Genomic DNA, 18,586 nt, shown 5'->3' with positions numbered 1-18,586 from the left:
AGGCGCCTCAGCTGGGGTGCGCGTCCGCTTCCCAGCTGAGGAACGCGTCCAGCGTCGCCGACCGGTGCGCCCGTGCGCAGTGCTCGATCCATTCGGGACCGGAGCGGGCGCGGATCAGGTCGAGCAGCTGGTCGTGTTCCGCGACCGAGGCGAGCGCACGGGCGGGCACGAAGGAGAACGTCGAATCGCGGATCGTGGCGAGCTGCGCCCAGCCCTTCTTGACCAGGTCGACCAGGCTCGGATTCGGGCAGCGCGAGTAGAGCAGCTCGTGGAACTCGTGGTTGAGCCGGGTGAACTCGACCGGCTCGAGCTGGTCGAGACCGGCGCGCATCCGGTTGTTGAGTTCGCTGGCCTCGGCGAGGTCGTCGTCGGTCAGATGCGGTGCGGCGAGCGCGGTGGCCGCGCTTTCGACGATCGCGAGCATCTGCATCGTGTGCTCGTAGCCGACCGGGTCGATCGCCGCGACGGTCGCGCCGACGTTGCGTTCGAAGTGGACTAATCCCTCGGCCTGCAGCAGCCGCACCGCTTCCCGCACCGGGACCGTGCTCACGTCGAATTCCTTGGCCAGCGAACCGAGGACCAGCCGGTGTCCCGCCGGGTACGCGCCCGCGGTGATCCGGGATTTCAGCACTTGATACGTGTGCTGGCTCTTGCTGAGCCCGCCGTTCTGCTCCTGCGTTGTGGACATCCCTGTCGCCTCCCCTTCGCAGCCCCGCCGGGGCGGGGTTGTCCAGGCCACGGTAACCGGTCCGTTCGCCGTGCTAAATAATATACAGTCGACAGACGTGCTGCGCCGCGCGAAAGAGGCCCGCACGCTGCGTCTGGGGAGTGATTGAGGGCAAAGGGCCTGTTCAGTTACCGCATTGAGCCTTGTCGGAGCGGCGACTGATTATATACGATCTGCCACGGCCTGGGAGCATAGTCAGCAGCAGGGGAGGCGCAATGCCGCGCACGACCGGGATCAGCCGGGAGCACCGCCGGGTCGTATTGGCGGCCATGGTCGGCACGACCATCGAGTGGTTCGACTTCTTCATCTACGCGATCTGTGCCGGTCTGGTCTTCGCGACGCAGTACTTCGCGGTGCTCGGCAAGGACGCGCTGATCCTGTCGTTCGCGACGGTCGGCATCAGCTTCTTCTTCCGCCCGATCGGCGCGGTGATCGCCGGGCATCTCGGCGACCGGCTCGGCAGGCGCGCGATGCTGATCCTCACCCTGCTGCTGATGGGGATCTCGACGGTGCTGATCGGCCTGGTGCCGAACACCGCGTCGATCGGCGTGTGGGCGCCGATCCTCCTGGTGCTGCTGCGCATCGTGCAGGGGCTGTCGGCGGGCGGCGAATGGGGTGGCGCGGCACTGCTCGCGGTCGAGCACGCGCCCGCTGACCGGCGTGGACTGTACGGCGCGTTTCCGCAGATCGGCGTGCCGATCGGGCTGCTGCTGGCCAACGGCGTTCTCGCGCTGGTCACCGCGCTGACGACGCCGGAGCAGTTCCTCGCGTGGGGCTGGCGGATCCCGTTCCTGCTGAGCGTCGTGCTGATCGTCGCCGGCCTGCTGATCCGGTCGCGCGTCGCGGAGAGCCCGGTGTTCGAGGAGGTCCGCGAGAAGAAGGCGCGCTCGAGCATGCCGCTGGTGCAGTTGTTCCGGCACCACTGGAAGCTGGTGATCGCGGGCGCGCTGCTGTTCGCGGCCAACAACGCCGTCGGGTACATGACCACCGGCGGATACGTGCAGTCGTACGCGACCAAATCGCTGCACCTGAACCGTTCGATCGTGCTGATCGCGGTGATGATCTCCGCGGTCGCCTGGCTGGTGAGCACGCTCGTCGGCGGCTGGCTGGCCGACCGGATCGGCCGCGTGCGCACCTACCAGATCGGCTTCGTGCTGCAGCTGGTCTGGATGTTCCCGTTCTTCGCGCTGGTCAACACGGGAAGCGTCGGCCTGCTGGTGCTCGCGCTGGTGTTGTTCTCGGTCGGGCTCGGGTTCACCTACGGCCCACAGGCGGCGCTGTACTCGGAGATGTACCCGACGACGGTCCGCTACAGCGGCGCGGCGATCTCGTACGCGATCGGTGCGGTGCTCGGCGGGGCGTTCGCGCCGACCATCGCCGAGGCCTTGCAGACCCGCACCGGAACGGTCTACGCAGTCGGCGGCTACCTCGCCGCGATGACCGTGATCGGCCTGGTCACGAGCTTCTTCGTCAAGGACCGGCGGGGCGCGCCGCTCAGTACGGCTCCCGCCGGCACCCAGGTAGCCACCACCGAAACCGTCTGAGCGGGGGCGCGCGATGCGGACCCAGACCCGGAACGACTACTGCGCGTGGCTCGACGCGGCTGCCCGGGACGCGCACGACGCCATCAACCGGATCCACGTCGAGGCCTACGCCGATCTGGTCCGCGCCGCCGAGCTGTACAAGGGCGAGCTGGCGTGCTTCCGTCCGGCGCGGCGGCCCGCACCCAGTCTGCCCGGCCGGGGACAGCGCCATCGGAGCCATCGGGACCCCGGGCTGCGGAGTTCCGCGATGGCGCGCGTCGAGGGGTCGCGGTTCGCCGATCCCCGGCCGGGCGGGTAGAAAGGGCGGCGGCGGCCGGTCGCCGCTCCCCGCGGCGCCGGCCGGTTGAGCCGACCCCGAGGAGGAGCAATGCCGGACCAGCAGCCGAACCCGCTGTGGCACCCGTTCGCGGACATGGGCGCGGTCGACGGGAACCGGTTCGTGGTGACCCGCGGCGAGGGGTCCTACGTGTGGGACGACGCGGGCCGCCGCTACTTCGACGCCTCCGCGTCGCTGTGGTACTCGAACCTCGGCCACGGCCGTCCCGAGATCACCCGCGCGGTCACCGAGCAGATGGAGAAGCTCGACGCGTACAACCTGTTCGGCGGCGTCGCGAACGAGCCCGCGCTGAAGCTGGCGTCGCGGCTGTCCGAATTGGCCCCGGTGCCGGGGTCGAAGGTGTTCCTCGGCTCGGGCGGCGGGGACATGGTGGACACCGCGGTGAAGATCGCGCGGTCCTACTTCGTCCACACGGGGCGTCCGGACAAGACCCACGTCATCAGCCGGACCCAGGGCTACCACGGTACGCACGGTTTCGGCACCGCCGCGGCCGGTATCCCGGTGAACGCGGAGGGCTGGGGCCCGCCCGCCGCCGACTTCTCGCAGGTGCCGTACGACAACGCGGCGGCGCTGGAGGAGGAAATCCTCCGCGTGGGGCCGGAGCGGGTGGCGGCGTTCTTCTGTGAACCGGTGATCGGCGCGGGCGGCGTGCTGCTTCCGCCGGACGGCTATATCGAGGAAGTCGCGGCGATCTGCCGCCGCCACGAGGTGCTGTTCGTCGCGGACTGCGTGATCTGCGCGTGGGGCCGCCTCGGCACCTGGTACGGCATCGACCGCTGGCCGGTCCAGCCGGACCTGGTGACCACGGCGAAGGGCGTGACGAGCGGGACGATCCCGCTGGGCGTGCTGCTGGTCGCGCCGCACGTGGCGGAGCCGTTCTTCACCGGCAGCCCGGGCGCGCCGATCCTGCGCCACGGCGCGACGTACGCCGGGCACCCGGTCGCGTGCGCCGCGGCGAACGCGACGCTGGACATCTACGAGCGCGACGACATCATCCCGCGCGGCAAGGCACTGGAAAAGCCGCTCGCGGACGCCCTTTCCGGCGCGGTCGGGCACCCGGCGGTCGCGGAGGTCCGGGCCGGGCTGGGATTCCTGGCCGCGGTGGAACTGGCTCCGGACCTGCTGGCCGCGGACCCGGGCGCACCCGGCCGGCTGCACAAGTTCCTGCTGGAGGAGGGCGTGATCGTGCGCTCGCTCGGCAAGGGCATGGCGGTGTCGCCGCCGCTGGTGGCGGACGAGACGGAACTGGACCTGCTGGCGTCGGCCGTGCCGAAGGCGCTGGACCGGCTGCTGAAGAACTGACGCTTACGACACTGCGGCGGCACCGAGGTTTGTCGGTGCCGCCGCAGTCTGTCTACAAAGGACTACTTACAGGCGAGCGTTCCGGTGCGCAGCGCGTGGTTGTCGTCGTTGTCGTCGTCGGACCACACGACCTGCTTGCTCCCGTTCGCGCAGTTCGGCGAGATCGCGAAGCCCTCGTTGTTGTAGTTCGACATCCCGGACGGACGGTCGTACTGCGCGGTGACCGCGAACGCACCGTCGGCGTTGATGTCGAGCGTGCTGGTGCGGCCCTTGCACGTGTTGTCGCATTCGGCCCACAGGTGACCGGTCGCCGGTTCGTACTCGAGATCCATCACCGCCGGAAACCCACTGTCGAACGCGGCGACGCGGGTGTACTTGCCGCTGGACTGGTCGAGCGCGTACGCGTAGACCTTCCCGTTGTCCTCGAGCCCCACGAAGTACAGGCCGGTCCCGTGGTTCGGGTAGTTCGCCGGGTTGTAGGCGGCTTTCGTGTGCTGGTCCCGAAATTTGTGCGCGGTGAGCGCCGAATCGGGCACCCAGGAGATCGCCTCGAGCCCCTTGTTCGGCTCCACGGACGGCAGATCCGAGGTGACGTCCCACTCCCCGGTCGCCTTCAGCGACCCGCCCGAACCGGAGGCGTCGTACCGGAGGATGGCGGGTTTGCTGGTGTCGCCGTCGTCGTTGTCGCGCTCGGTGGCGGTGAAGACGCCGTCCGGGGTGAAGACGACCCCTTCGGCGTCCGGATCGCCGCTGCCGTCGGGGTAGTGCATGGCCTTGCCCTCGCCCCAGCCGCTGGCGGGCTTCCACTTGTTCCCGTCCGGCACGAGCCGGTACAGGGTGCTCGGGCCGTTCTTCACCGCCCACAGCACGGTAGGCGATTCGTACGAGACGCCACTGAGGTTGGTACCGAAAACCCCGGCGTCGTCGGCGATGGCCACCTTCGACCCCCCAGGCCACGCGGTGGCTTTCGTCGCCGCGTGGGCCGCACCGGCCCCAACCGCGAGCGAGAGCACCGACAACGCGACGGTGACCCGGATTTTTCCACGCCGATGTGTTCCACGCTGGTGCGCAAGCAAGGAGCCGCTCCTTCTGTCCGTCCGGCACGGTGCAAAGCCGTGCCCAGGTGGTCGCTGCTGACAAGCGGCGGCCCCGCCCTCGCGCGGGACTTACAGCAGTGGGTGATCGACAGTGGAGCACAAGGCGCGGCCGGTAAGCAACAAACAGCAGGTGACGTTGTTCCGATGATCGACACCGGGTGCACGCTGACCGGAACTTCGGCGGAGGTTGTCGTTCGTGGTTGCTGAACGGCGGTTCGCACGGTGACCAGTGCTCACCGGATGGCGGCGGTCGGCGGCTCTGACGGTGACCTTCGCTCATGGTCGCCGGGCGGTGGCTCGCGCTGGCGGCGGTTCTGATGGTGACCATCGCTCTCGGCCGCCGGGCGACGGCTCGCGCTGGCGGCTATCGGGCGGTGGCCCGCGCGGCTGTTGGGCGCGATGCTCCGCGGGCGGCTATCGGATGCCGCGCTCCGCAAGGGCGGCTAACGGATGCGGCACCGCGCTGGTGGTCGCTGGCAGGCGGGTCGCATTGGCCACGGTCGAATGGTGGCCAGCGCTCGCGGCTATCCAGCGACGGCCCGCAGGCGACGGCCCGCACCGACCGTCGCCCCGCGGCCGCCCTCGCTGGTGCCCGCCCGCAGTTCGCTCCGGCCGCTACCGAGCGGCAGTCCGCCACACCGGCACATTGACCACCGCCGCAGGCATCCCGGGAGCCCCGCTGTCCCCGGGCACGATCGTGAACCGCCACTTGTCCACCCCGCCGCCCATGATTTCGGCATAGCGGCGGGCGCCGTCCGCGTTCGCGAAGCGGACCTGCTGACCACTGGCGAGGTGGGTGATCTTGACCGCCACACTGCCTCCTGGAGATCGATCGACGACTGGGTGCCGGCCCGCGGAGCTTCCCCTCCGGGGCCGGCTCAACCAGTAGAACACGTGTTCGATTCGCGGAGCAATTCAGGTCCCCCTCCCGAGCGACCCACGTTCGGCGGTCCGCTCCGCTACGTTGGCCACGCGCATCCTCAACCCGGAAGGACCAGGCCCCGATGGACGATCGCGAGTTCTGGGCGCTCATCTCCCTGGTGCGCCGGGACCCTCCGGCGCGGGATCAGGCCGATTTCGTTCCCCTGGAAGAAGAACTCCGCAAACGCGGCGAAGCGGAGATCAAGCAGTTCGAAGACATCCTCGCCCGGCATCTCTACGACCTGGACCGGTCCGAACTAGCCGCGACACCGTCCGCCGCCACCGGCTTGCCCCTGTCGAACGACGCCTTCCTCTGCTACCGGGCAGCGGTGGTGCTAGCGGGGGAAGAGAAGTACCGGTCCGTTCTCGAAGACCCGGCGAAATTCCGTTCGTACACCGGGACCGGCGGACCCGAGGCGGAATTCCTGCTCTACGTCGCACAACACGCCTACGAGAGTTCGACGGGAAAGGACTGGGAACACGTCAGTCCCGTCGACTACGAGACCGGGTCGAACCCCGACGGCTGGAGCTGAAACCGCAAGGACTCAAGAAGGCCGCACCATCGCCACCCGAGGCCACCGGTCCAACCCTCGCGCGATCTCCGCCCGCCGGATCTCCCGCAGTTTCGGGCCCTGCTTCTCCTCGGCCAGCACGCGGAATCCGAGCCGCTCGTAGTAGGGCGCGTTCCACGGCACCTCGGCGAACGTCGTCAGCGTCAGCCCGGACAGTCCCCGCTCCGCCGCCCACTCGCCGACTGTCTCGATCAGCGCCCGCCCCAATCCGCGACGCGCGTGGCTCGGCAGCAGCGAAACCTGTTCCACATGCCCGAAACCGTCGACTTCCTCGGCGAGCACGTACGCCGCGATCGTCCCGTCGTCGTCCCAGACCCAGCAGCGGCCCGCGGACTGGTACACGGTGAGTTCCTCGACCGTGGGCGGTGCGTCGTCGGCGATCTCGGGCATGCCGAAGGCGCGGAACGGTTCGCCGGCGGCGCGTTCGAGGTCGGACAGCGCGGGAAGGTCGGCCGGGGTCGCGAGACGGATCACTGGCCCGATTTTACGGCTACACGGAGTACTCGGAAATCGCTTTTCCGATCTGCGCGGCGTACTCGCGCAACGCCGTGATGGCCCGTTCGCGTTCCACGTCGCCGACGCGCGTGGCCGGTCCGACGAGGCTCAGCACGCTCGGCCGGAGCCGGTCCGCGTCGACCGGTACCGAGCACGCCCACACGCCGTCCTCGATCTCGCCCCAGCTTTGCGCGTACCGGTTGGCCAGCGCGTGCTTGAGGTCGTCGCGCACCTCGGAACCGCGTTCGCTGGCGATCCGCGCGACCTGGCGTTCGCGTTCGCCGTCGGGCAGCAGGGCGAGCAGCATCTTCCCGGTCGCGCCGACGCCGAGCGGGATGGAATGCCCCGGCTGGAACGTGAACCGCATCGCGCGGTCGCATTCCACCCGGTCGCTGCACACCGCGAACTCGCCGAAGTGCTGGAACAGCAGGATCGTCTCGCCGAGTTCGCGCGCGGCCTCCTCCATCGTCGGGCGCGCGATCCGGGCGAGGTCGTTCGCCAGCCGGGCGGCGCGTGCGAGCGGCATGACGCGGCTGGTGACGTGGTAGCGCCCGGACCGCGATTCCTCGAGCAGCTGCAGTTCTTTCAGCAACTGCACGTAGCGGTAGGTGGTGGCGACCGGGCTGCCGATCACCCCGGCGAGTTCCGCCACGCTGGCCTCCCAGCGCTGTTCGGTGAACGACAGCAGCAACTGGAGCACTTTCCGGGAACTGTTGGCCCCGGCCGTGCGACGGAGCCCGGGTTCCGACATCCTGAAACCTCTTCGCGAGAGCACCGAATTCAGTCACGAACGCGTCGGTAAATTACCACAACTCACGCTTTGTCCGGCACAGTAAGAAACGGGGTCAGCAATCCGGGCACGGCCGTGTCGGCGAGCGCGAGCCCGGCGCCTTCCTCGACGTCCAGCACGCGGTAATGGCCGCTTCCAGCGGCGACGGGCGCGATGACGGTCACCAGCCCGGCCCGCCGCTGGAAGAACGACTGGCGCACGACGATCCCGGTGAGCCGGTCGCGCTGGACCGCGACCGTCGCCCTGGCCAGTGACCCGGAACGGGTCACGAGGTACCGGCCGGTGATCGCGTGGCCGAGCGTGCGGTACCGGTCGAAGGCGACCAGGACCGCGAACGGCAGCAGCACCAGCGCGGCCTGCCACGGCCATTCCGGCAGCACGTCCAGCCGGGCCAGCGCGAACAACGCGGCCGACAGCGCCAGCACGGAGAAGACGGCGCGGGTGATCCGGCGGGTCAGCGCGCGCCCGGAATGCCGCACGAGGGGGACATTCGCGACATCCTCGCCGAGCACCTCGCTCGCGATCTCCCGGGCTTTCGCGGCCGGAGCGGGTGGCAGCAGCAGGCCGCCGCCGCGGTCCGCGCCCTTGCCCTCGCGCAATCCGGCCGCCACCGCGACGCATTTCGCGCCGCCGACCATCCGCAGCGGCAACGGTTCCTTGATCTCGACGCCGCGCAACCGGTCTTCCTCGATCGACACCGACCGCGTCGTGATCAGCCCGCGCCGGATGTGCAGCGTGCCACCTGGTTCGCGAGTGAGCCGGAAGTTCCAGAACGACAGCACGTATCCGCCGATCGACAGCACCGACACCAGCACGAGCAGCCCGGCCGCCGCTACCAAGACGGTGAGCCACACCGGTTGTTCGAGCGCGCGAGCGGTCAGGTCGCGCACTGGCCCGAAGCTGGTCGGATCGAAGTGCAACTCGTGTGCGAAGTGGTAAACCGTGCCGAGGATCGCGGCGACCACGGCGATTCCGGACAGCGTGAACGGCGCGTACCGCACCCACCGCTTGTCGACCTCGGCGACGAGCGACTCCGGCGGCGCTTCCGTTTCCACCGGTTTCCGGTGCAGCAACAGGGTCCGCAGCCGCTGGGCTTCGGCGCGGGTGACCGCGTCGAGCACGAGCTGGTCCTTGCCGGGGCCTTTTCCGTGATCGTGCCGTCCGGTACCGATTCGTACCGCGGACAACGAGAAAAGCCGATGTTTCGGTTCCGAAAGCACGTCTACGGTACGGATTCGGTCGCGCGGGATGGCGCGTTGTTTACGCAGCAGCAACCCGGTGTGCCATTCGATCTGGGTCGCGGTGACGCGGTAGCGCGAGGTGAGGCAGTGCGAAATGCCGACCCCGATGGTCACCGCGGTGGCGGCGAGACCGATCCATTGCCAGTAATTGCCGTGGCCGAGCACCAGTGCGCCGACCAGCACCGGCAGCGACTTCACGAGGTCGAGGACCGGGCGGATCAGCAGCATCCGGCGGTCGAGCCGGTGCCAGGGAGCGTCGCCGGTGCCTTCGGCAGCGACCGGTTGGGAGGGCGCGGTGGCGTTCACGTCGCGTCCCCGCGCACGGCCTGGGTGGTACGGGTCAGCTCGTCGGCCAGCGCGACCGCGACCTCCCGGTCGAGACCGGAGATGCGCAGCGGCCCGGCGGCGGACGCGGTGGTGACGGTGAGCCGCGCCAGCCCGAACAGCTGCTCCAGCGGACCGCGTTCGACGTCCACCGTCTGGATCCGCGAGATCGGTGCGATCCGCCACTCCTGCTTCAGCCAGCCGGACTGGGTGTAGACGGCCTCGCCGGTGACTTCCCAGCGGTGCACGCGGTAGCGCCACTGCGGCATGACAAGCAGATGCAGCGGGGCCAGCACGCAGGAGAGCAGCAGCGTCACCGTGAGCCACGACGGCGGGTCGTCCGCGGTCGCGACCACCACCGCCTGCACCGCGAGCACGAGCAGCCAGCCGGCCCCCGCCGACGCCGCCCAGTGGCCGATCGCCCGCCGGCTCACCCGGTGTTCGGGCGGGCGCAACCGCAGTTCAAGAGTGGTGGATCCTTCGGTGTTCACCCGCTCAGAGTGCCCGACCGGCCGCGGAGATGCCCACGACAAGTGTCACGATGCCCCGATCCGGGGTGGCGGATGGATGCGGGGCGTTACTATTTCCGCCGCGCGCGGGATGGATTCGCAGCCGGGCCGCGTTGTACCGCGTACGTCCGTGCAAGCGAGCAGCAGGAGGATCCGGTGGGACTCGATCCCGAGGAACTGTACGAGGTGGACTCGGACGTCCCCGACCTGGACGGAGCAGTGCTGCTGCACTTCTTCGAAGGTTTCATGGACGCGGGTTCGGCCGGTCAGCTGGTCACCGACCACCTCACCGGGGAGGTCGAGAACCGCGTCATCGCGCGGTTCGACGTCGACCGGCTCATCGACTACCGGTCGCGCCGCCCGGCGATGATCTACGCGGTCGACCACTGGGAGGAATACGAGGCCCCCGAGCTGGTCGTCCGCCTGCTGCACGACGACGACGGCATCCCGTTCCTGCTGCTGTCCGGCCCCGAACCGGACCGCGAATGGGAGCTGTTCGCCGCCGCCGTGCGCCAGCTCGTGGAACGCTGGGGAGTCCGGCTCACCGTGGGCTACCACGGGATTCCGATGGGGGCCCCGCACACGCGCCCGCTCGGCGTCACCGCGCACGCGACCCGCGAGCACCTGATCGGCGAGCACCAGCCGCTGCCCAACCGGATGCAGGTGCCGGGCAGCGCCGCCGCGATGCTGGAGTACCGGTTCGGCGAATGGGGCCACGACGCGATGGGCTTCGCCGCGCACGTGCCGCACTACCTCGCGCAGTCGACGTACCCGGCCGCCGCGCTGACGATCCTCGACTCGATCGGGAAGGTCACCGGCCTGCGCCTGCCGGACGGCGAACTGCGGACCGCGGCCGAGGTGGCCAAGGCCGAAATCGACCGCCAGATCGCCGAGTCCGACGAATCCGCCGACGTGGTGCGCGCGCTGGAACGTCAGTACGACACGTTCACCGAGGCGTCCGGGCACAGCCTGCTCGCCGAATCGCAGGAGCACATGCCGACGGCCGACGAACTGGGCTCGCAGTTCGAGCGGTTCCTCGCGGAACAGGGCGGGGACGGCTCGGACCGCTGAGCCGAGAGGTAGGCAACACCCGCGGATCGGATCGTCTGCCAGGCCCACCAGAGCCGGGCTGTCATGATCGCCACGCCGGACATGGTGCGGGCCGCACGTTGCCGGGAGGCGGCGGGGGCGGGTGTGGTGGGTGACATCTCGGTTCAGGCTAGCCGGTCCGGTTCCGGCGGCACCCGGGAGAGCCGCGGTTCTGGGGTCCCCTCAGCCCGGCCAGCCCGCCAGATACCGCAGTGCCTCGCTGGTCGGGCCGAACGCGTCCCCGAGCAGCGCGTGCAGTTCGCCGTTGAAGGATTCGATCACCGGCCGCAGCCGGGCGAGCGTCGCGGTTCCTTCGGGGGTCAGGTCCAGCACCAGCGCCCGGTGCTGTTCCGGATGCTGCTGCCGCACGATCAGCCCGGCCTCGACGAGCCGCGCCGTCATCGCGGTGATCGCGGATTCGCGCTGGCCCAGCTCCGCGGCCAGTTCCCGCTGGGTGAGCCCCGGCTGATCGTGCACCGCGAGCAGCGCGCCGAGCTGCGCGGTCGTCACGCCGCCCGCGGCGAGGCAGCGTCGGTCGCCCTCGACGCGCAGCCGGTGTGCCGCGCTTTGCAGCAGGAAGAAAAGACGTTCGTCGGCGGCCATGCGGGGATCTTGACAGTGTTCTCCTCGCACCGCCATCCTCACTTCACTACTGAAGCACTTCACTACTGAAGTGAGGACGAAAAGTGCACTTGGACTTCGCCCGCGCCGGGCTCGCCGCGCAACCGTTCAGTGTCCTGCTCGGCGCGCGGGTCGAGGAGTTCGGCGACGGCCGCGCGGTGCTGGAGCTGGACGTCCGCGACGACCTCCGCCAGCAGAACGGCTACCTCCACGGCGGCGTCCTCGCCTACGCCGCGGACAACGCGCTCACCTTCGCCGCCGGAACCGTGCTCGGCCCGCAGCTGCTCACGAGCGGCTTCTCCATCGACTACCTCGTACCCGCCGACGGGGTGCTGCTGCGCGCGGAAGCGACGGTCGTGCAAGCGAGTCGTTCGCGGGCCACCTGCCGCTGCGATCTGTACACAGTGGACGGAGACGGAAACTCGACGTTATGCGCGGCCGCACAGGGATCCGCGGTGGTCAAGCGGTCGGCTACTCCCGGGTAAGCCGGGCAGTTCGGAGCGGTGTCCGGTTGTCGGCTATCGTCCCGGGATGAACCAGGAAAGCCAAGATCGGCTGACGACAAGGACTTTGGGCCCTGCGCTGCGCCGGAAGGCCGGCCTGGTGCTGCGCCGGGCCGCGGCCCGGTTGCGCGATCCGCAGACCGCGCAGCTCGACGCATTGCGCGCCGAACTGGAGCGGACGCGGGAGGACCTGCGGGCGGAGATCGTCCGGCAGGGGGATCGGCTGCTGGACCGGGTGGTCGAGTTCGAGATCCGCAGCCGCCGCGACATCGTGTACGCCGGAGATCAGGACGCGGCGCTGGAGAGCAACGTCTTCGCGCGCGAAAACCTGGTCGGGGCGCGGCATTTCGGCAGCCCGAAGGAAACGCTGAAGTACGCGCTTTCCCTCGCGCCCACCGGCGGGATGGCGCTGGAGTTCGGCGTCGCGTCGGGCAACACGCTGCGCACCATCACCGCCGCGCGCGAGGCGACCGAGGTGTACGGCTTCGATTCGTTCGACGGCCTGCCCGAGGCGTGGCTCAACGGCATGCCCGCCGGCGCCTTCGCCCGCGACGATCTGCCCGACGTGCCGGGAGCCGAACTGGTCGTCGGCCTGTTCTCCGACAGCCTGCCCGGGTTCCTGGAGAAGCACCCCGGACCGGTCGATTTCCTGCACGTGGACGGCGATCTTTACAGCTCCGCGAAGACGGTGCTGGACAACGTCGGCCCGCGGCTGCGGGTCGGCAGCATCGTGCACTTCGACGAGTTTTTCAACTTCCCCGGCTGGAAGCGGCACGAGTACCGGGCGTGGACCGAGCACGTCGAGAAGACCGGCGTCGAGTTCACCTACGAGGCCTACACCTACAACGACAACCAGGTCACCGTGCGGATCACCGGCGGACCGGGGCTCATGGAGTGAAACAGCCGTGCTCGTTGAGCGGTCCGATCGAGGGGAAGATCAGGCCGCACAGATAACCGTCGATCCAACGGCCGTTTCCGGTGAGATTCGCGGCGAGACGGACGAGCGGGGCCAGTTTCTGGATTCCCTCGCCGAGGGACGCGCGGTTTCGTTCGAGCAACGCGGTCAGCCGGTCGAGCTGGACGAGCACCGGCCCGAGTTCGCGATCGTTGTCGGCGACGAGCCCGGAGACTTCCTTGCCCAGCTGACGGGCTCCAGCGAGCAGCGATTGGATGGCGGACTCGCGTTTTTGCACCTCGGCCAGCAGCTGGTTGCCGTCGGTGAGCAGCCGGGTCAGCTGCGCGTCGCGGTCGGCGAGCGTGGCGGAAACCGTTCTGGTGCCCGCTAAAAGGTGAGCCAGTTTCGCGTCGCGGGCGGAGAGTGAATCGGACAGCCGCGACAGCCCGGTCAGCGTGGCGCGGACGGCGGCCGGGGTGTGCGCGAAGGTGTCGGAGATGGCGCGGAAGCTGTGCGCCAGCTGGGTGGTGTCGATGGCGTCGACGGTCGTGGCCAGCTGGCGGAACGCGGGCAGCACGTCGTAGGGAACGGTGGTCCGGCTGCGCGGGATCGGCGTGTCCGGATCGAGCGAGCCGGCCCCGACCGGGTCGAGCGCGAGATACTTCTGGCCGAGCACCGTTTTGATCCGGATCGCGGCCGACGTCCGGTCCCCGAGCCACGCCCCCGACACCCGGAACGACACCCGGACGGACGCGCCGTCGAGCGAAACCCCGGACACCCGCCCGATTTTCACCCCGGCGACCCGGACGTCATTGCCGGTCTCCAGCCCCGCGGCCTCGCTGAATTCGGCGGCATACGCGGTGCCGTCGCCGATGATCGGCAGATTGGGCGCCTGCAACGCGGTGAGGAAGCCGAGGGCGAGCACAGTCATCCCGACGAGAGCGGTGCGCACAGGGCGCCGGTCGGAATGCACAGCGTGGATGGTGACTCGCCCAGCCGGGTGAGTCCACTCACTCCACCCGAATGGGCGCTTTTCGCGGTCAGTCCACTTAGGACGCTTTACGTTCGTGCCCTGCACCGGCCCCGTTTCCCGGCGGCTCTTTCGCGGCTGCCGTCCGCGCATGGCCTGCCGACGTGATCGGAGTCATCGGAACATCCGGCACGGCTCGGCCGTTGAAGGGGTGTGCAGCGAGCGCGGGAAGGGTCCGCGCTCACGCCGATCGGGGAGGAGCCATCATGCGAGACCTGACCACCGGATTGCACCCGGCGCCAGACCTCGTGGACGACACGGACGCGGCCCGGCAGGAGGAACGCCGCCGCAAGGCAGCGCTGGCCGTCGCGTCGCAGGCCAAGGACGCCGAGGAATGCGCCCTGCTGCTGGACATGCTGGGCCTGCACGCGCCCGGCGGCAGCCGGACCGAGGTCGCTTGAGGTACTCCGGTTTCAGCCGGGGGAGTTCCGGCTGAGGAAGATGCCGCGGCCGGTATGCGGATCGGCGCGGACGGGGGTTGCCAGGCTGTGCGCCAGTCCGGCCCTGGGGAGGGCTGGGCTGGCTGCGGCCTAGTGGCGGTGGATGCGCGGCCTGGCTGTGGGGACGGCTGGGCTGCGGCCGAGCGGTAGTGGATGTGTGCGGTCCGGCTGTGGGGGCGGTTGGGCTGGCCGCTGCTGAGTGGTAGCGGATGCGCGGTCCGGCTGTGTGGGCACGGCTGGGCGGCAGTGGATGTGCGGTCTAGCTGTGGGGACAGCTGGGCTGGCTGCGGCCAAATTGCAGTGGATGTGCGGCCTAGCTGCGGGGACGGCTGGGCCGTTTGTCCTGGGGTTGGGCGGTTTCGGCTCCGGCGGACAGGGAATCCTGACGGGACGGTCGCGTGCTTCAGTGCGTCGAACCGGGGTCGCGGTTGGGCAGGAAACCCAGCCGGGAGGGACATTCGCGTGGTGCGCGGAGGGCGCTCGGCTGCGAGACAGCCAGTCCGCCAATCGGCGAGCTGTCCCGAGCTGTTCGCATCCTGGCTGACCGCAGCCTCGCCAGTCACCCCAGAGCAGCGTGCCAGCCTCGATTCATCACGCCCGATTGGGCCGAACGGGTGAAATCGCACTCAGAAATCACGCCGGGAAACCGCGCGGATAGCGGAAATCGAAGCCCCGGCCGCCCGGAGGCCTGCTCCGCTTCGGCTGGACAAGTCCTTGGTATGAAAGCGATTCGCGATCACGCTCCCGGCGTCCGCGACGTGTCCACAGAGGTCAGTCGACTCAGGGATGCGGATTCCGCAGCCTCTCACCGCATCCGCGTCGGCAACGCCACTCAAGCGGCAAAACTGATGCGGAAACCGACTCGCGTCCCGAACTCCCGCGAACCCTGCTGAGACCCCGATTCCTTCGGCACGGCAAGAATTCCCGTGCTTGCGCGGTCGGGTACTGTCGATGCCCCTGGGTGATATTTTGCTCCGAACGGCTGAGTGTCGCCGATGTATCTGTCACCCTGGTGGAGCATCCTGTACCGGGAAGCGGCCTGGGTCGGGACCGGGCGCAGGGGAGGAAACGCTGTGCAGTACCTGCGGGAAGACGAATATCTCACTCGCCAACAGCGCGCGCTGGCGGAAATGGTGCGCCGGGGACGGCGGAAGCGCAGTTTTCAGCTGGCGGAACATCTGGCGGCGGAGGGTGGGGTGCACCGGTCGGATGTCCTCGCCGTGACCGCGCTTTTCCTTGCCTGCCAGGCGGTTCGGCGCGGGGATACGGTGGCCGTGCAAAGATTTGCGAGCGCGTTTCGCAGTTGTGACCGAAGCAGCGTGGATCTTGCCCGGCAGCTGATGCGATTGGAAGCGGGCCGGGAACAAGGGTGGCTTCCGCGGGCGCATTATGACGAGCTTTTTTCCTACGCTTGGCGAGAAAACCGGCCCGACATTCTGGTCAAAGCCTCGTTGATTCAGCCGCGCGATGTTCCAGCGACTGGATGGTGGGCTGAGATGGAGCGGAATCTGAGCCTGTTATCCGTCTGAAGGCGGCCAGTCGATCCGGGTGAACTGAGCGCGCAATTTCGCGCCGCGCGCCGCGTTCGTCGCGCTGATCCACGCGATCCGGCCCAGCAGGTGCGCGCGGAAATCCGGATGCCCCTCGCGGTTCTGGAGCGCGGGGCCGGTGCGGACGCAGTTGTGCAGCACGGCCCGCAGTTCGTCGTACTCGGCGCGGGCGACGGCTGGTGCGGCGTTCACGACCAAACCCGCGACGCGCTGCTGCCGGTACGCCGGTTTCACGGACGTCTTGTCGTCGCGCAGGCGGAAGCCCTCGTCGGTCACGATCCGTCGGACGCCCGGCAGCAGCCGGTGCAGCGGAAGGCTCGCGTCGCCGGAGAAGGCGAGGTCGTCGGCGTAACGGGTGTAGTTCGCGCCCAGTACGGCGGCGAGGCCGGAGAGCCGGCGGTCCAGGTGGTGGGTGACCGCGTTCGCCACCGAGGGCGACGACGGTGCGCCTTGCGGGAGGTGCGTCCCGGCGAGGTGGTTCAGCATGGCCGACCGGGCGGGGGCGGCGCGCAGGACGTCGACCGGGGTGCGGGTGGTGAGGATTCCGGCGATCGCGGCCGCGACTGCCTGCGGATAGCCGGCCAGGTCGAGCAGCGATCGGATGCGGGTCGCGGAGACTGTCGGGAAGAAGCCGGCCAGATCCAGCCGCACCACCAGGTCTTGTCCGGCGTGCGGGAGAGCGCAGGTGTGGATCGAGCGGCCGCGGCGGAACCCGTGCGCGGCCTCGTGGACTGGCAGCGCGTCGAGCACGTGCCTGCGGACGCGGCGCTGCACCTCGGCCAGGCGCGGTTTCGGCTGTTCGATCAGCCGGACGCCGCCGGTGGACGTGGGGATCCAGCGGTAGCGGTAGTGCCGGAGCACCGGACGGGACCGGCGGTGCCAGCCGCGTTCGTCGGCGAACCAGGCCAGCTCGCCGGGGGTGAGGTCGAGGGCGGCGGCGCATTCGTCGAACGTCGTCCAGCGCGCGACCGGCCAGCGCCACACCGGCATCGGGCCGGGCAGCGACGCGGAGGCGACTCGTTCTCCGTTCATCCGCGCTGTCTTGTACGCGGAGCGTGCCGCCGCTGCGCGGGGCGCTGAGGGTACGTGTCGTGCTGCTCCCCGGGGTTGCCCCGGAGTGGGTGGTCCTCCACCGGCTCACCTCCGCGTCGCTGAACCCCACCCTAGTGAAGATCACCGACAAAATCCGGTGGCCGGGAGAAAGTGCCCGCCCTGGACGCGGATTATTGCTGAGGACAACTTTTGCGCTAGACAACGTTCGCTGAGCGCTTGAGCCGCTGTTTGTCCACTTTGCCGACCGGGGTGAGCGGCAGCGCGGCACGGAACTCCACGGTGGACGGTACGAAGTGTTCGCCGCCAAGTTCTTCTCGAACCTGGCGGCGCAGCTCTTCCGCAGTAGTTTCCTCGGCGACCACCACCGCGTGCAGAAGCGTTCCGTCCGGCCCGGCTGCGGGTACCACTGCGGCGGCTTTTACCTTGGGGTGGCTGAGAAGCGCGTGCTCCACTGTGGTCGAGGAGACCTTCGTGCCGTGTTCTCCGGTGACGATGACGTCGTCGATCCGGTCCTCTAGGTAGAGGTAACCGTCTTCGTCGAAGCGGCCGAGGTCGCCGGTGCGCAGCCAGCCGTCGCCGATCGGCGGCTGTCCGTGGTAGCCGTCCATCATGGACAGTCCGCGGACGAGTACCTCGCCGTTCTCGATCCGGGCCTCCATTCCGGGCACGATGCGACCGACGGAGCCAAGAAGTTCCGGCCGGGCAAGCACTTCGTCTGCAGAGATACTGGCGATCATCGGTGCTTCGGTGAGCCCGTAACCCTGGCCGACGACCGGGCCGAACACCTTGAGCGCCTCGGCCAACCGGCGAGGCGGCAATGGTGCGGCACCGAGGGAGAGCTGTTGCACGCTGGACACGTCTGTAGTGGACAGTGCGGGATGGTCGAGAACCGCGGCGAGCCTGGGCGGGGTAAGGGAAAGCGTCGTGATGCGATGCTGTTCCAGATCGGTGAGAAGCTTTTCGGCGGCGAATTCCCGGTGCAGCACTACGGTATTGCCGCAGCAAAGCGCGCCAAGGACGGCGGCGTTGCCAGTCATGTGCGTGAGCGGTGCGGTGACGAGGGCGGTTTTGGTGCCGTCCGGCTGGAAAATGTGCGCCACGCCGTTGTAGATGCCGCTGTGCCGGATCAGTTTCGGAGCACCAGTGGTGCCGCCGCTGGGGAAGATCGCCGTGACGCTGTCCGGCAACGAGTCCGGAATGGACGGACGTGCGGTGGCGAGCTTGTCGAGGTCGGCGTCGGTGAGCAAGGTCGCGCCGGTGGCCGCCAAGGTCGCCGCCCGCGCCGGACGGCTCGCGGACGTGGCGATCAGCACGACTTCCAGCCCCCGCAGCTGCGCGGCAAGCTGCGTGAGCACCACTTCCGGCCGGTTGGCGGCGTCGATCGCGATCATGCCGCGTGCGTCGGCAAGCCCGCCGCACAGCCGCGACAGCAGCTCTGACGCCGCCCGGTACGTCATCGTGGTGTCGTCGTGATGGAACAGCACGGTGTCGCCGCCGTCGCGGAGCGCCGAAAGGACGCGGGACAGGAAGAAGCTCACCCGGCACA

At 69.2% G+C, this 18,586-nt stretch carries 20 protein-coding genes; 9 read left to right on the top strand and 11 right to left on the bottom strand.

What is annotated here, in order from left to right; genetic code table 11:
* Positions 1–7: 7 nt before the first annotated feature.
* Positions 8–688: a GntR family transcriptional regulator gene (locus RPX00_RS04920; RefSeq protein ID WP_406637886.1), complete on the bottom strand. Its 681-nt coding sequence runs from the start codon at positions 686–688 to the stop codon at positions 8–10.
* 254 nt (positions 689–942) lie between these two features.
* Between RPX00_RS04920 and RPX00_RS04915 the strand changes: the two genes are divergently transcribed.
* From RPX00_RS04915 to RPX00_RS04905, 3 genes are all read left to right on the top strand, one after another.
* Positions 943–2,271 (top strand): MFS transporter, encoded by a 1,329-nt coding sequence (locus RPX00_RS04915; protein WP_406637884.1) that lies wholly within the window; start codon positions 943–945, stop codon positions 2,269–2,271.
* A gap of 13 nt (positions 2,272–2,284) precedes the next feature.
* A complete protein-coding gene (locus RPX00_RS04910) occupies positions 2,285–2,569 on the top strand; it encodes a hypothetical protein (RefSeq protein WP_406637882.1) in 285 nt (94 codons plus the stop codon).
* 69 nt (positions 2,570–2,638) lie between these two features.
* Positions 2,639–3,910 (top strand): aspartate aminotransferase family protein, encoded by a 1,272-nt coding sequence (locus RPX00_RS04905; RefSeq protein ID WP_406637880.1) that lies wholly within the window; start codon positions 2,639–2,641, stop codon positions 3,908–3,910.
* 62 nt (positions 3,911–3,972) lie between these two features.
* On the opposite strand, the gene RPX00_RS04900 is transcribed toward RPX00_RS04905, so the two are convergent.
* Both RPX00_RS04900 and RPX00_RS04895 read right to left on the bottom strand, forming a co-directional pair.
* Positions 3,973–4,986: an esterase-like activity of phytase family protein gene (locus tag RPX00_RS04900; RefSeq protein ID WP_406637878.1), complete on the bottom strand. Its 1,014-nt coding sequence runs from the start codon at positions 4,984–4,986 to the stop codon at positions 3,973–3,975.
* A 636-nt stretch (positions 4,987–5,622) separates the two neighbouring features.
* On the bottom strand, positions 5,623–5,820 hold the full coding sequence (locus RPX00_RS04895; RefSeq protein ID WP_037361241.1) for a hypothetical protein: 198 nt from the start codon (positions 5,818–5,820) through the stop codon (positions 5,623–5,625).
* Positions 5,821–6,011: 191 nt separating this feature from the next.
* Here RPX00_RS04895 and RPX00_RS04890 point away from each other — a divergent pair, with 191 nt between their 5' ends.
* Entirely contained in the window at positions 6,012–6,461 is a 450-nt protein-coding gene (locus RPX00_RS04890; protein WP_406637876.1) for a DUF4240 domain-containing protein, read from the top strand.
* 12 nt (positions 6,462–6,473) lie between these two features.
* Here the strand turns inward: RPX00_RS04890 and RPX00_RS04885 are convergent, their stop codons facing one another.
* The 4 genes from RPX00_RS04885 to RPX00_RS04870 form a co-directional block, all read right to left on the bottom strand.
* The gene (locus tag RPX00_RS04885; protein ID WP_406637874.1) at positions 6,474–6,974 is read right to left on the bottom strand and encodes a GNAT family N-acetyltransferase; all 501 of its coding nucleotides are present in this window, start codon (positions 6,972–6,974) and stop codon (positions 6,474–6,476) included.
* Positions 6,975–6,990: 16 nt separating this feature from the next.
* Positions 6,991–7,746 carry an IclR family transcriptional regulator gene (locus RPX00_RS04880; protein ID WP_406637872.1) on the bottom strand — a complete coding sequence of 252 codons (756 nt, stop codon included), beginning with the start codon at positions 7,744–7,746 and terminating at the stop codon, positions 6,991–6,993.
* A gap of 62 nt (positions 7,747–7,808) precedes the next feature.
* Positions 7,809–9,254, bottom strand: coding sequence for a PH domain-containing protein (locus RPX00_RS04875; RefSeq protein WP_406642766.1), 1,446 nt, complete (start codon positions 9,252–9,254; stop codon positions 7,809–7,811).
* A gap of 74 nt (positions 9,255–9,328) precedes the next feature.
* The gene (locus RPX00_RS04870) at positions 9,329–9,841 is read right to left on the bottom strand and encodes a PH domain-containing protein (protein ID WP_406637870.1); all 513 of its coding nucleotides are present in this window, start codon (positions 9,839–9,841) and stop codon (positions 9,329–9,331) included.
* 174 nt (positions 9,842–10,015) lie between these two features.
* Here RPX00_RS04870 and RPX00_RS04865 point away from each other — a divergent pair, with 174 nt between their 5' ends.
* A complete protein-coding gene (locus tag RPX00_RS04865) occupies positions 10,016–10,930 on the top strand; it encodes a proteasome assembly chaperone family protein (protein ID WP_406637868.1) in 915 nt (304 codons plus the stop codon).
* Between the two features lie 201 nt (positions 10,931–11,131).
* On the opposite strand, the gene RPX00_RS04860 is transcribed toward RPX00_RS04865, so the two are convergent.
* Entirely contained in the window at positions 11,132–11,551 is a 420-nt protein-coding gene (locus tag RPX00_RS04860; protein ID WP_406637867.1) for a MarR family winged helix-turn-helix transcriptional regulator, read from the bottom strand.
* An 83-nt stretch (positions 11,552–11,634) separates the two neighbouring features.
* On the opposite strand from RPX00_RS04860, the gene RPX00_RS04855 reads away from it, so the two are divergent.
* Both RPX00_RS04855 and RPX00_RS04850 read left to right on the top strand, forming a co-directional pair.
* A complete protein-coding gene (locus RPX00_RS04855; RefSeq protein ID WP_406637865.1) occupies positions 11,635–12,054 on the top strand; it encodes a PaaI family thioesterase in 420 nt (139 codons plus the stop codon).
* Between the two features lie 46 nt (positions 12,055–12,100).
* Positions 12,101–12,970 (top strand): class I SAM-dependent methyltransferase, encoded by an 870-nt coding sequence (locus RPX00_RS04850; protein ID WP_406637863.1) that lies wholly within the window; start codon positions 12,101–12,103, stop codon positions 12,968–12,970.
* Here the strand turns inward: RPX00_RS04850 and RPX00_RS04845 are convergent.
* Entirely contained in the window at positions 12,960–13,898 is a 939-nt protein-coding gene (locus tag RPX00_RS04845) for an MCE family protein (RefSeq protein ID WP_406637861.1), read from the bottom strand. The genes RPX00_RS04850 and RPX00_RS04845 overlap by 11 nt on opposite strands.
* A 305-nt stretch (positions 13,899–14,203) precedes the next feature.
* Between RPX00_RS04845 and RPX00_RS04840 the strand changes: the two genes are divergently transcribed.
* Entirely contained in the window at positions 14,204–14,398 is a 195-nt protein-coding gene (locus tag RPX00_RS04840) for a hypothetical protein (RefSeq protein ID WP_406637859.1), read from the top strand.
* A 1,112-nt stretch (positions 14,399–15,510) separates the two neighbouring features.
* Positions 15,511–15,966, top strand: coding sequence for a hypothetical protein (locus RPX00_RS04835; protein ID WP_406637857.1), 456 nt, complete (start codon positions 15,511–15,513; stop codon positions 15,964–15,966).
* Here the strand turns inward: RPX00_RS04835 and RPX00_RS04830 are convergent.
* Positions 15,955–17,019, bottom strand: a complete 1,065-nt coding sequence (locus tag RPX00_RS04830) for a reverse transcriptase family protein (protein ID WP_406637856.1) — start codon at positions 17,017–17,019, stop codon at positions 15,955–15,957. The two genes, RPX00_RS04835 and RPX00_RS04830, sit on opposite strands and share 12 nt — an antisense overlap.
* Positions 17,020–17,234: 215 nt before the next feature.
* A complete protein-coding gene (locus tag RPX00_RS04825) occupies positions 17,235–18,578 on the bottom strand; it encodes a class I adenylate-forming enzyme family protein (protein ID WP_406637854.1) in 1,344 nt (447 codons plus the stop codon).
* Positions 18,579–18,586 lie beyond the last annotated feature (8 nt).

The sequence above is a fragment of the Amycolatopsis sp. WGS_07 genome (assembly GCF_045278895.1).
Lineage (GTDB): Bacteria > Actinomycetota > Actinomycetes > Mycobacteriales > Pseudonocardiaceae > Amycolatopsis.
The sequence above is the reverse complement of the archived record's forward strand: the minus strand, read 5'-3'. Positions and strand labels throughout refer to the sequence as shown.